The following is a 12664-nucleotide window of genomic DNA, read 5'->3' as shown; positions in this document are numbered from 1 at the left end:
AAACGGTCGGGTGGCCGGTTCCGTCATCGCCGATCTTGAAGTTGTGCACCCTGAAACCGCCGAAATAACGTGCACGACTTCGAGATCGGCGGAGGTGCGCCTGATGGGTCATTCCCGACCTGCGGGTACGGGCACGGGCTCCTCTTCCTTCTCCTTCTTCGGGGCGCGGACCGCGGGATCGGAGCGCAGGTCCTTCCAGAAGGCGGCCAGGAGACCGGCGAGCACGATCAGGAACGGCGCGGAGGAGACGATGACCATCTGCTGCAGGGCTGCCAGCCCGCCGGAGAGCAGCAGGATGATCGCCAGCAGGCCCGTCATCGCCCCCCAGATGACCAGCACGCGGCGGCGGGGGCGCTGATCGCCGTCGGAGGTGAGCATGCCGAGCACGAACGTGTTGGCGTCGGCCCCGGAGACGAAGAACATCGCGGCGATCAGCACCAGCAGCGCCGTCGTCACCTCCGGCAGGGGCAGTGTGGCGAGCAGAGCGGGGAAGGCGTCATTGAGGTCCGCGGCGGCCGCCGCGCCGATGGCGCCCCCTTGGTGCAGGTCGGTGACGATCGCCGAACCGCCGAACACGGTGAACCAGGCGAAGAAGGCCAGGCTGGGGACGAGCAGCACCACGCCGATGAACTCGCGGATGGTCCGGCCCCTGGAGATCCGGGCGAGGAAGACGCCGACGAACGCGCCCCACGCGACCCACCAGGCCATCATGAAGTACGTCCAGGACTGCATCCAGCCGAGGTCGCCGAAGGCCGCTCCGCGCGTGCTCATGCGCACGAAGTCGCTGATGTAGGTGCCCACCGACTCGAGGAACAGGCTGGCGAGGAGCACGGTGGACCCGGCGGCGGCGACGAAGACGAACAGGACCACGGCCAGGGAGAGGCTGGTCTCGCTGAGGAAGCGGATGCCCCGGTGCAGCCCCGACACCGCCGACGCGGTGAACAGCAGGGTCGTGACGATGATGATCGCGATCTGGACGGTGGAACCGGACGCCGACCCGGTCACCCCGGCCAGGCCGCTGTCGATCTGCATCGCGCCCAGCCCCAGCGACGTGGTGGTGCCGAACAGCGTCGCGAACACGGTGAAGACGTCGATCGCCTTGCCCGCCGGGCCGTGGACCCGGCGGCCGAGCAGCGGGGTGAACAGGGAGCTGATCAGCCCCGGCCGCCCCTTCCGGTGCGTCGAGTAGCCGATGGCCAGGCCGAACACGGCGAAGACGGCCCAGGCGTGCAGTCCCCAGTCGTAGAAGGAGTACTGCAGCGCGAGCACCGCGGCGTCGTCGCCGCCCGGCTCGGCGAGGCCGTGCGGTGGCGTCGTGAAGTGGGAGATCGGTTCAGCGACGCCGTAGGAGACCAGGCCGATCCCCATGACCGCGCACAGGATCATCGCGATCCACGTGTGCGTCGTGAACTCGGGGCGGTCGGTGTCCGAGCCCAGCCGTATCCGGCCGTAGCGGCTGAACGCGAGGAACACGAGGAACACGAGCAGGAGCAGCGGGACGGTCAGGTAGACCCAGCCGAACTTCGCGGTGATCCAGTTCATGGCCGTGCTCATGGCGGTCGTCTGCGAGCCGGGGGAGAGAACGCCCCACAGCACGAACAGGGCCGACAGCGCCACGGAGAGCCAGAACACCGGGCCCAGCCGATTCAGCCGGTTCGTTAACGGGGGACCCGTCTGCGGTTGCACGATGCTGACCTCCGGAGGGCACTCGTGAAGGCACGGACCGGGAAGGTCGGCGCACATGGAAAAAGCACGGCCCACTACGCCGTGCGAGGAGAAACGCGGGGGTGAGGGAAGCCGGGCGCGCGGTCGGATGCGGCGGACCGCGCCGGTCGACGGGCCTGGACTCCGAGGAACCGCGTTGAAGGTCCCCGGTGACGTGCGGTGGCCATCGGCCCGTTATCAGCCATCCAATCTACCAGCGGTTTCGCGGAAGTGACGCGCCGGCGGAGCCGAACGCGTCACACACCGCGGCCGGAGGGGCGGAGGCGAAGAGCCGGTGGGGCACCTCGCCTCCGGGACGCTCCGGCGCTCAGTCGCGCGTCGCCTCCTGGGAGTCCTTCTTCCGGAGGGACGGGGACAGGCGGGTGAAGGCGCGTTTGGACGCCGGGCCGATGGCCGGGGCGGCCAGGAGCAGGGCCATGATCGCGAGCAGGATGAGCGAGGGGGTGCGCTCCAGGAAGATCCCCAATCCGCCGCCGGAGACCAGCAGGCTCTGGCGCAGGGTCTCCTCGGCGATCGGCCCCAGGACCAGGGCGATCACCGTGGCCGCCGGGGACAGTCCGTACATGCGCATGAAGAAGCCGAGGACGCCGCAGACGAACATGATGCCGACCTCGACGACGCTGGCGTTGACCGCGAAGGTGCCGAACGCGCAGAGGACGATGATCAGCGGGGCCAGCGTGCGGAAGGGCACCCTGGTGACGGATGCGAACAGCGGGATGCAGAAGATGTTCACCACCAGCAGCATCACGTTGCCGAGATACATGCTGGCGATCAGCCCCCAGGCGAAGTCGGGGTTGTCGCGCATCAGCAGCGGCCCCGGCTGCAGCCCCCACATCAGGAAGCCGCCCAGCAGCACCGCCGTGGAGGCCGAGCCGGGGATGCCCAGCGTCAGCAGCGGAACCATCGCGCCCGTGGACGCCGAGTTGTTGGCGGCCTCGGGCCCGGCCAGCCCCTCCATGGCGCCCTTGCCGAACCGGTCGGGACGCTTGGACAGCCCCTTCTCCATGCTGTAGGAGATCAGCGACGCCACCGTCGCGCCGGCGCCGGGGATCACGCCGAGCACGAAGCCGAGCGGGGTGCCGCGCAGGATCGGCCCGCGCGACTCGCGCCACTCCTGCCTGGTCGGCCAGAAGGGGCCCGAGCGGCGGCTCAGGGTGATGTCGGCGGCGCCCTCCCTGTGCCCGCCGCGGTACAGCGTCCACAGGATCTCACCGAGGCCGAACAGGCCGATGGCCACCGGAATGAAGTCGACGCCGTTGATGAGCTCGGTCGAGCCGAACGTGTAGCGCTGCTGGCCGCCGCCGACGTCGATCCCCACCGTGCCGATGGCGAACCCGAGCACGACCGACAGCAGGCCGCGCAGCCAGTTCCTGCCGACGAGGACGACGAGGGTGAGCAGGCCGATGACGATGAGCAGGAAGAGCTCGGGCGGCCCGAACGACGAGGCCAGCCCGGCCATCAGCGGGGCCGCGATCGTCAGGATGACGACGGCGATCGTCCCGGCGACGAAGGAGCCGACCGCCGCGATGATCAGGGCAGGGCCGGCGCGCCCTTGGCGGGCGAGCGGATAGCCCTCCAGGGTCGCCGGCACGCTCGCCGAGTCGCCCGGGGTGTTGATCAGCACCGACGTGATCGTCCCGCCGTACATCGCGCCGTAGTAGACGGCCGCCAGCATGATGATCGCGGTGGTCGGGTCCAGGCCGAACGTCAGCGGGAGCAGGATCGCCAGCCCCGCCGACGGCCCGAGGCCGGGGATGGCGCCGACGAACATCCCCACGAGCACGCCGACGCAGAGGAACAGCAGGTTCGTGGGGGTGAGCACGCCGGCGATGCCGTTCACCAGGTTGCCGAAAATGTCCATGGCGGGCTCCGTGGGCTCTGATCGAACTTCGACCGCCGCATTCGCGGGGTGAGGTGGAGTGGGATGAGGTGGGGTTTCCAGGGCTCGGATCTGCCATGCCGCCGGCGCTGCGCGCACTGCGCCGACCGACCCCCTGTGCGAACGCGGCCGCCGAACATCGGTGGGGGTTCGCCGGCTTCGCTAGAAGAGGGGGAGCAGGCCGGATGGCAGGGGGGCGTTGAGCCAGAGGACGAACACCGCGTACAGCGCCGCGGGGAACACCGCTCCAAGGACGACCGCGCGCACCGGGTGCCCCCGGTCGCACAGCATCAGCACCGCGATCAGGAAGAGCGATCCCGTGACGACCGCGCCCACCGGGACCAGCACGGTGACGAACGCCGCCAGCGCCAGGCACACGGCGACGACCGTCCAGGGGTGGCGCCGCTCCGCCTCCGCGGGCGTGCGGGCCGCGGTCTTGGGCAGCGCGCTGCCCACCGCGGCGAGCAGGCAGATGGCGAGGCCGAGGAGGCCGAGGACCCGCGGGAAGAACCCGGGGCCCACCCGCCCGGCGGCCGTGCGCCACTCCATCCCGAACGCCATGACCGTGTAGGCGCCCAGGACCAGGGCGAGGACGAGGTAGAAGACGGTCGCCCCGGAGACCCGGGGGCGGGCGCCCGCCGCGCGCCCGCCGCCGGCCGCCCCGCCGGCGTCCCGGTCCTCCGGAGCCGTGCGCTGGAACGGGATGCGCACCCAGGTGGCGGATGTCTTCGCCATCAGATGGCCCCCTGCTCCCGCAGCGCCTTCTCGAACTCGGTCCCGGTGGTCTCCAGGTAGGCGGTGAAGTCGTCGCCCCACCGGACGTCCTCGGTGAGGTGGTTCTTGTCCAGGTACTCCTGCCACTCGTCGGTCTCGACGACCTGCCGCATCGTCTCGATCCACCAGTCGCGCGCGTGGTCGGGGGCGTCGGGCGGCAGGATCAGCCCGCGGGGCATCGAGACCAGCCCCTCGTAGCCGAGCTCCTTCCCGGTCGGCACGTCGGGCAGGGCGTCGAGCCGCTGCTGCCCGGTGAAGAGCAGGGCGTTGACGTCGCCGCTCTCGACCTGGCCCATGATCGACCCCGGGTTGGAGACGATGGCGTCGACCGCGCCGGAGGACATCGCCGTCTGCAGTTGCCCTTCGTCGTTGAAGGGCACGTACTCGATCTCGTATCCGGCCTGGTCGGCCAGTGCGGCCTGCACGATGAAGTCGACGTTGACGGTGCCGATGCCGCCCACAGCGACGGTGCCGGCGTCCTCGGCGTGCTCGACCCAGGCGTCCCAGGTCTCGGCGCCGTCGGACCCCGGGGTCAGGAACAGGCAGTCGTCGGTGGCGAACAGGCCGACGTGGGTGAAGTCGGCGTAGGTCCACCCGGTCTCGGCCTGCAGCGGGGTGGTGATGAAGGAACCGGACGTCGTGGAGATGACGTAGGGGTCCCCGGCGTTGCTGAGGAGGTGCCCCCACCCGGTGGCCCCGCTGCCGCCCTCGCGGTTCTCCACGGCGATGTCCTGCGGGTAGAGCTCGTGCTGGTTGAGGATGTCGACCATGGTCCTGGCCATGATGTCGTTGCCGCCCCCGGGGCCGAAGGCGATCGTCCAGTCGAGTTCGCGGCTCGGGTAGTCGTCGGGGTTCTCCTGCACCGACGTTCCCGCGCCGCAGGCGGTCACGGTGGCGAGCAGCGTCACTGCCGCCAGCAGTCGTCGTTTCTTCGGCATTGCATTGCCTCCTCGGCCGCACGGTGCGCGTGGTGAGCTCGTCGTGGGAGGTGCGGAAAAGGGCCGGGTGCGCCCGGACGGGCGCGTCACGACCAGGTGAAGCGGGGCGGGCGCTTCTCGAGGAAGGCGCGCACGCCTTCGGCGTAGTCCTCGGTGTCGAACGAGGAGTTGCGCAGGTCCGTGGTCTCCTCGTCGTCGGCGCGCTGCCCGGCGACGATGCGGCGGACGATCTCCTTGGCCGCGCGGACGCTGAACTGGGCGCGGGTGCCCACGAGTTCGGCGAAGCCGTAGGTCTGCTCGGCCAGCTCATCGGGCTCGGCGACCACGTCGGCCAGCCCTGTGCGCAGCGCGTGCCCGGCGTCGACCTGCCCGCCCGAGAACAGGATCCACTTCGCCTGCGCCGGCCCCACGAGGTCCACCAGGCGCCTGGTGGATTCGAGGCTGTAGACGAGGCCGAGCTTGGCGGGGGTGATGGCGAACCGCGCGGCGGTGTCGCAGAACCGCAGGTCGCACGCTAACGCCAGGCCGCACCCTCCGCCGACGCAGTACCCGTGCACCATGGCGACGGTCGGTTTGGCCATGTCCTCCAGCGCGTGCTCCGCTGCGGCCACCTGCTCGTTGTAGGAGCGCGCGCTCTCGGCGTCGGCCCGAACGTCGCGGAACTCGCTGATGTCGGCGCCCGCCGCGAAGGCCTTCGTACCCGCGCCTCGCACGACCAGGACCTTGACCAGCGGGTCCTCGTCGATGCCGCGCAGGATCGCGGGGAGGTCGCGGTACATCTCCAACCGGATGGCGTTGCGGCTCTCCGGCCGGTTGAGCGTCAGCGTCGCCACGGAGCCCGAGCGCTCGACCTGAAGATCATCGGACATGGGTGCCTACCTCCCGTGCATTTCGGGGTGTTCGTCGAATGCGACGCCGTCGGCGTAGAGCGACGCGATCTCCTCACCGCTCAGGCCCGCGTCGGCGAGGACGTCGCTGGTGTGCTGGCCGAGCCAGGGCGCGGGGCCCCGGACGTCGAACTCCAGGGAGCCGAACTTGGCCGGCGGGGCGATGGTGCGCATCGGCCCGATGATCGGGTGCTCGACCTCTGTGATCATCCCCCTGGCGATGACGTGCGGGTCGGCGAGCGCCTCCTCGTAGGTGAGGACCGGTCCGCCGGGCACGCCGGCCTTGTCCAGGACCTCGATCCATTCGGCGGTCGGTCGGGTCGTCGTGATCGCCTCGATCTCGGATTCGAGCTCGTCGATGTGGTCCATGCGGGCCTGGAGCGTGGCGAACCGGTCGTCGTCCAGCCAGGCGGGCCGGTCCAGGGCGTCCAGGACGAGCCGGCGCCACAGGCGGTCGTTGTTGGCCCCGATCGTGACGTAGCCGTCGGCGGTCCGGTAGGCCTGGTAGGGGGTGGAGCGCCGGTGGCGGGTGCCGGTGGGCGCGGGCGCCTCGCCGCTGCCGAAGTAGGCGCCCGACTCCCACACCGTCCAGGCCAGGCCGGCGTCGACGAGCGAGATGTCGATGTACTCGCCCTCGCGGGTCGCGCGGCGCTTGAGCTCGGCGGCCAGGATCGAGTAGATCGCCGTCGCCCCCGCGGCGATGTCGTTGACGGCGATCCCGACCTTGGCGGGGCGGCCGTCGGGGTGGCCGGTCATGCGCAGGAGGCCGACCGCGCCCTGCGCCATGATGTCGAAGCCCGGGCGGTCGCGGTAGGGACCGGTCTGGCCGAACCCGCTGATGGAGCAGTACAGGACGGCCGGGTTGACCTCGCGGACGGATTCGTAGTCGATCCCGAGCCGCCCGACCACGCCCGGCCGGAAGTTCTCGATGACCAGGTCGGCCCGGGCGGCCATGCGCAGGAAGGCGTCCCTGCCCCGCGGGTCCTTGAGGTCCAGCGACACGCTGCGCTTGCTCCGGTTGGGCATCCCGAACGGGTAGCTCTCCCCGTTGACCTTCGGTGCCAGTCGGCGCGAGTCGTCGCCGGTCCCGGGCTGCTCCACCTTGACGACGTCGGCCCCCAACTCGGCGAGCACCATCGTGCAGTAGGGACCGGAGAGGAAACGGGTGAGGTCGAGGACCCGGAATCCGTCGAGCGGCTTCATCCGCACACCAACTTCCCGTAATGTGGGATAACATCCTGTATATTAGGAAAATACGATTGACGAGACGGCACCGTCAATGGGTCGGGAGAAGATGAGCGAGAAAACGGAACGCGGAACCGCGCGCGGCGCGCGCCAGGAACCTCGGGAAGGGGCCGCCGCGCGGTCGAGGGTGCAGTCGATCGACCGCGCCGTGCTGATCCTGCGGTGCTTCAGTCCACGCAGGCCCGAGATGGGCATCAGCGACCTCGCCCGCGCCACCGGGCTGTCGACCAGCACGACCCACCGCATCCTCGCGTCGATGCAGCACAACGGGCTGGTCCGGCAGACGCGGCAGCGTCAGTACGCCCTGGGGCCGCTGCTCGTCCAGCTCGCCAGGAGCGGGGCCTTCCCCACCACCCTGCGCGACGCGGCCCTGGGCGCGATGCGCGAGCTGCGCGCGCTCGTCGACGAGACCGTCGGGCTGCACGAGCTGCTGCCGGGCAACGAACGCGCAGTGGTCGACCAGGTCGAGAGCCACCACGCGCTGCGCCGCACCTACACCGAACTGGGGGTGCCGATCCCCCTGGTCTACGGCGCGCCGGGCAAGGCCATGCTCGCCTTCCTGGACCCCGCGGCGGCCGAGCGCGTCCTGGCCGGGCCGATCGATCCCGTGACGCCGACGACCATCACCGACCCGGAGCGGCTGCGGTCGGAGCTGGAGGAGGTGCGCGGCGAGGGGTACGCACTGTCCTTCTCCGAACGCACGCCGGGCATCCGCACCGTGGCCGCCCCCGTCTTCGACCACGAGGGCGGCGTGGTGGGCAGCATCAGCGTCAGCGCCCCGGAGGCGCGGATGCCCACGGAGCGCATGCGGGAGATGGGGCCGCAGGTGCGGCGGGTCGCCTGGTCGGTGTCGGAGGTGCTGGGCTGCGCGCGCGAGGCCGTGGCCCGGCGCGCGCAGTCCGCATGGCCGGTGTGAGACCGCCTCACTGATGTTCGACCATCGGTTCGCAGAGGGGGTCGGCTGCCGCAGTGCGCGCAGCGCAGGCGGCACAGCGGATCCGGACCCTGAAAATCCCACCTCGCCCCGCGAACGCGGCGGTCAAAGTCCGCTCAGGATCCCTGGACCACGGGGTTGGCCAGTTCCCCGACGCCGGGGATGCGGCAGCCTGCGACGTCGCCCGGCTTGAGCGGGACGGCGCCGGGGGTGCCGGTGGAGAGGATGTCGCCGGGGAACAGCGGCATGACCTGACTGTGGAACCCCACCAGGAACGCCGGCGAGTAGCGCATGTGCGCCACCGTGTTGGTGCGGTGCTCCGCGCCGTTGATCAGGGTCGTGACCGTGAGGTCGGCGATCCTCCCCGCCTGCGCCAGCGCCTCGGAGAGGGGAACGATCGCCGGCCCGAAGGAGAAGAAACCGGGGAAGTTCTTGCTCCGGGTGAGGAAGCGCGGGTTGCGGGCGAGGATGTCCTCCGCTGTCTGGTCGAGGACGGTGCACACGCCCCAGACGTGCTCCAACGCGTCCTCCTCGGCGGCGTCGCGGCACTCGCTGCCGATCACCAGCCCGAGCTCGGCCTCGGCGGTCACCCGCTCGCTCTGCCGCGGGAGGGGGATGGGATCGCCCGGCCCGATGACGGTGTGGTCGCCCTTCATGAAGGAGGCGGGCTCCTCCGGGACGGACTCGGTGAGGTCGGAGGCGTGCTCGACGTAGTTGAGGCCGATGCCCCAGATCTTGCGCGGCCGGCGGTAGGGCGCGCCGAAGACCGCGTCGCCCACGGGGGCGAACGCCGCGTCGGGCGCGGAGCGGACCGCGGCGGCGAAGTCCCGCTCCGGCACGTGCTCGATGATCCCCATCGTGGTGGCGGGCGCGTCCGGGAACAGGTCCCGGACCGCGGCCATGCCGCGCTTCTCGTCGACGGCGACGGGCGTCTCACCGTCAGCGCCCTTGATGGTCGCGAGGTACATGGTTCTCCTTCTCAGGTCCAACTCAGGTCCAAAGGGGTCTGTGATCTCAGCTCAAGGTCGGAGTCCGCGGTGACTGGGCGATCCCTGTGGGGGCCTTCGGCCGCACGAGAGGATCGCCCACCCGCACGCCCTCCCTCCTGGGGCCGGCCTTCACGACCCCCAATGGTCAAGGGTTGAAACTCAGGTTCGAAATCTACGGTGATAAACGTGTCGAAATACCGCTAGGGCAGGGTCGGGACGAGGCCGCCGTCGACCAGGAGGCTCTGGCCGGTGACGTAGCCGGCCTGCTCGCCGGCGAGGAAGCCGACCATGGCGGCCAGCTCCTCCGGTCGGCCGTAGCGGCCCGCGGGGATCGCCGCCTCCGAGGCGCTGCGGACCGCTTCGGCGGTGCCGCCCTCGCGGTCGGCCCTGCGCTCGTCGAGCAGGCGCACGCGCTCGGTGTCGATCCGGCCGGGGGAGACCATGTTGACGGTGATCCCGTCCGGCGCCAGGTCGGTGGCCAGCGACTTCACCAGCCCCGCGAGGGCGGGGCGGAACACGTTGGACAGCACGAGCCCGCCCAGGGGGCGGCGCACGCTCGACGAGCCGATGACCAGGACGCGGCCGAAGCCGCCCCTTCGCATGGCGGGGACCGCCGCCCGGATGGCGGTCACCGCGCTGCGCAGCGTCAGCGCGTAGGCGGTGTCCCAGTCGTCCATGTCCACGTCGCCGAAGTCGCCGGCCGGCGGCCCGCCGGCGTTCACGACCAGGACGTCGAGGCCGCCGAACCGGTCGACGGCCCCGTTGACCAGCCGGTCGACGTCCTCGGCTGCGGCGACGTCGGCGCGTTCGCCGGTGACGGGCCCCAGCCCGCCCAGTTCGGTCACCGCCGCGTCCAGCCGTTCGGGGTCGCGGCCGCAGACGGTCACCGCGTGTCCGGTCCGCAGCAGTTCGCCGGCGCAGGCCAGTCCCAGCCCGCGGGTGCCGGCCATGACGACCGCCGACCGGCGGGCGGTGTTGGCGGCGTTGGCGGCGTTGGCGGCGTTCACCATCGTGGTCCTCTCTCTCGTCCTCGTCGTCCTCGTCGTCGCCGAAAAAGCCCTCATCGGGTTGTGACCGCTGCGTTCGCGGGGCGACGTGGGACTTTCAGGGCCGGATCCGCGCTGGATCCGCTGTGCCGCCGGTGCGCTGCGCGCACTGCGACGGCCGACCCCCTGCGCGAATCCGGTCGTCGAACATCGGTCAGGCGGCGCTGACGGCGGCCGGTGTCCCGGGCACCGTGTAGCGCTCCACGGCCTCGGGGTCGAACCCGAACCCGAGCCCGGGGGTGCGCGGCAGCACCAGCTCGCCGTCGCGCACGGCGAGCTGGGTGTCGATGAGCGCGCGGAAGTTGAGGACCCGGTCATCGGGGAAGAACTCGACGAACGTGCAGTTGGGGGTGGCCGCGACCAGGTGGGCGTGCAGGTCGTGGAACCAGTGCGGGGCCACCGGGACGCCGTGGGCCGACGCGGTCGCGGCGATCCTCCTGAACTCGGTGATCCCGCCGCAGACGGCGGCGTCGGTCTGCAGGATCGCCGCGGCCTCCCGCTGCAGCAGCTCCTTGTGCCGCCAGCGCCCGGCCTCGATCTCGCCCGTGGCCACCGGCACGCGGGTGGAGCGCGCCAGGCGCGCGTGGTTGTCGATGTCGTCGGGGCTGAAGGGCTCCTCGATCCAGTACGGGTCGTAGGGCGCGAGGCGTTCGACGGCCCTGAGCGCGCCGGGCAGGTCGGACCAGGCGTTGTTGGCGTCGAGCATGAGCAGGACGTCGTCGCCGACCGCGGCGCGCGCCGCGGCCACCCGCGCCTCCTCCTCGGCCGGTGACAGCCGCCCGACCTTCATCTTCACGGCGCGGAACCCGCTCTTGACGTAGCCGGCCAGCTCCTCGCCCAGGTCCTCGGGCGTCTTGCCCTCCAGGTAGTAGCCGCCGCTGGCGTAGGCGGGAACGGTCTCGGCGTGGAACCCGCCGAGCAGGCGGTGCAGCGGCAGGCCGACGGCGCGGGCGTTGCGGTCCCACAGGGCGATGTCGAGGGCGCTCAGCGCCCGCATGACCGAACCCGTGCGGCCGTGCAGCAGCGCCTCCTGGTACATGTCCTGCCAGATCCGCTCCACCAGGAACGGGTCCCGGCCCACCACGGCGGCGGCGAGCAGTTCGGTGACGGCGGCGCGGACCACCTCCCCGCCACTGCTGCCGGCGTAGCAGAAGCCGTGGCCCCGCACGCCGTCGTCACCGGTGACGGTGACGAGGACGTAGTCCCTGGCGGTCACCTGGCGCGTGGCGAACGACGTCGCCTGCTCCAACGGCACCCTGGCCACGCGCGCTTCGACGGTCGAGACCGTGGCGGCCCCGTGACCGCCGGACCCGTGATCGGACATCGGCATTTCCTCCGTATCGCCTGGTCAGCGGCTGATCTTCGGACGCGGTGCCGGGGACTTCCCCCTCCCCATCCGGCGACCTCTTTTGGAATTTGGTATTCCAAATGCCCTTGTTGGTATCCGGAACGCAATGTACCGTGCATCACATGGACGCGCTAGCCCCGATGCGTGCACACGGGCCACTGAAGAACCTGCGGATGAGCGAGACCGCCTACGAGGCGATCGAGGGCGCGATCGTGCGCTGCGAGCTGCCGCCGGGCACACCGCTGGTGGACCGGCAGCTCTCGGAGGCGCTCGGCGTCAGCCGGACGCCCATCCGCGACGCGATGCAGAGCCTGGAGGCCGCCGGCCTCGTGGTGCGCGTGCGGGGCAGGTACTCCGTCGCCGGCTTCGACCTCGACGACGTTCGGGAGCTCTACCAGGTGCGGCGGCTGCTGGAGCCGCTGGGCCTGGAGCACCTGGCCGAGACCTGGGACGAGGAGGTCGTCGACGAACTCGCCGGGTTCTTCGACGCGGCCCCCGCGCCGGGACCGCCGGGGCCCTACGAGGAGTACCTCGCGCGCGACCACGCCTTCCACAAGCGCATCGTCGCCCTGGCCGGGAACTCCAGGCTGACCCGCTTCTACGCGGTCAACGAGAAGCAGATCAACCGGATCCGGCACTACCTGGCCCCCGGATACGAGGGCCGGATGACGGAAGTCGTCGACGAGCACAAGGACGTCTGCGGCGCCATCGGAAGAAAGGACCTCGCGGCGGCCCGCGCGGCGCTCATCGGCCATCTCGAAGCCGGTGAGGCCACGATGATCAAATTCCTCGCGCAGCAGCAGGAGCGGACCGGGAACGACGGGAACGACTAGCCCGGCACCGGGCTGCGGCCCGGCCCTCTCCCGCTGAACGCGCCGCCTTTCGCACGGCTCCCAGAA

At 71.1% G+C, this 12664-nt stretch carries 12 protein-coding genes; 3 read left to right on the top strand and 9 right to left on the bottom strand.

What is annotated here, in order from left to right; translation table 11 throughout:
* Nucleotides 1–108: 108 nt before the first annotated feature.
* From HDA32_RS29580 to HDA32_RS29555, 6 genes are all read right to left on the bottom strand, one after another.
* Nucleotides 109–1743: a BCCT family transporter gene (locus tag HDA32_RS29580; protein WP_179646266.1), complete on the bottom strand. Its 1635-nt coding sequence runs from the start codon at nt 1741–1743 to the stop codon at nt 109–111.
* 289 nt (nt 1744–2032) lie between these two features.
* Nucleotides 2033–3586, bottom strand: a complete 1554-nt coding sequence (locus tag HDA32_RS29575; RefSeq protein WP_179646265.1) for a tripartite tricarboxylate transporter permease — start codon at nt 3584–3586, stop codon at nt 2033–2035.
* Nucleotides 3587–3766: 180 nt separating this feature from the next.
* On the bottom strand, nt 3767–4339 hold the full coding sequence (locus HDA32_RS29570) for a tripartite tricarboxylate transporter TctB family protein (RefSeq protein WP_179646264.1): 573 nt from the start codon (nt 4337–4339) through the stop codon (nt 3767–3769).
* Nucleotides 4339–5316, bottom strand: a complete 978-nt coding sequence (locus HDA32_RS29565) for a Bug family tripartite tricarboxylate transporter substrate binding protein (RefSeq protein WP_179646263.1) — start codon at nt 5314–5316, stop codon at nt 4339–4341. The genes HDA32_RS29570 and HDA32_RS29565 overlap by 1 nt, the downstream gene beginning before the upstream one ends.
* An 86-nt stretch (nt 5317–5402) precedes the next feature.
* Entirely contained in the window at nt 5403–6185 is a 783-nt protein-coding gene (locus tag HDA32_RS29560) for an enoyl-CoA hydratase-related protein (RefSeq protein ID WP_179646262.1), read from the bottom strand.
* Between the two features lie 6 nt (nt 6186–6191).
* On the bottom strand, nt 6192–7406 hold the full coding sequence (locus HDA32_RS29555) for a CaiB/BaiF CoA transferase family protein (RefSeq protein WP_179646261.1): 1215 nt from the start codon (nt 7404–7406) through the stop codon (nt 6192–6194).
* Nucleotides 7407–7497: 91 nt separating this feature from the next.
* Here HDA32_RS29555 and HDA32_RS29550 point away from each other — a divergent pair, with 91 nt between their 5' ends.
* Nucleotides 7498–8364, top strand: coding sequence for an IclR family transcriptional regulator (locus HDA32_RS29550; protein WP_179646260.1), 867 nt, complete (start codon nt 7498–7500; stop codon nt 8362–8364).
* Between the two features lie 134 nt (nt 8365–8498).
* Here the strand turns inward: HDA32_RS29550 and HDA32_RS29545 are convergent, their stop codons facing one another.
* A complete protein-coding gene (locus HDA32_RS29545; protein ID WP_179646259.1) occupies nt 8499–9350 on the bottom strand; it encodes a fumarylacetoacetate hydrolase family protein in 852 nt (283 codons plus the stop codon).
* A 221-nt stretch (nt 9351–9571) separates the two neighbouring features.
* On the bottom strand, nt 9572–10321 hold the full coding sequence (locus HDA32_RS29540; RefSeq protein ID WP_218882651.1) for an SDR family oxidoreductase: 750 nt from the start codon (nt 10319–10321) through the stop codon (nt 9572–9574).
* Here HDA32_RS29540 and HDA32_RS31645 point away from each other — a divergent pair.
* On the top strand, nt 10320–10445 hold the full coding sequence (locus tag HDA32_RS31645) for a hypothetical protein (protein ID WP_281370420.1): 126 nt from the start codon (nt 10320–10322) through the stop codon (nt 10443–10445). The genes HDA32_RS29540 and HDA32_RS31645 overlap by 2 nt on opposite strands.
* Before the next feature lie 126 nt (nt 10446–10571).
* Here HDA32_RS31645 and HDA32_RS29535 read toward each other — a convergent pair whose 3' ends face one another.
* Entirely contained in the window at nt 10572–11741 is a 1170-nt protein-coding gene (locus HDA32_RS29535; RefSeq protein ID WP_179646257.1) for a mandelate racemase/muconate lactonizing enzyme family protein, read from the bottom strand.
* A gap of 146 nt (nt 11742–11887) precedes the next feature.
* Between HDA32_RS29535 and HDA32_RS29530 the strand changes: the two genes are divergently transcribed.
* A complete protein-coding gene (locus tag HDA32_RS29530) occupies nt 11888–12598 on the top strand; it encodes a GntR family transcriptional regulator (RefSeq protein WP_179646256.1) in 711 nt (236 codons plus the stop codon).
* Nucleotides 12599–12664: the final 66 nt, after the last annotated feature.

This window comes from Spinactinospora alkalitolerans (assembly GCF_013408795.1).
In the GTDB taxonomy this organism is placed as follows: Bacteria; Actinomycetota; Actinomycetes; order Streptosporangiales; family Streptosporangiaceae; genus Spinactinospora; species Spinactinospora alkalitolerans.
Note: the sequence above shows the minus strand (reverse complement) of the source record. Positions and strands in the feature narration are given on the sequence as shown.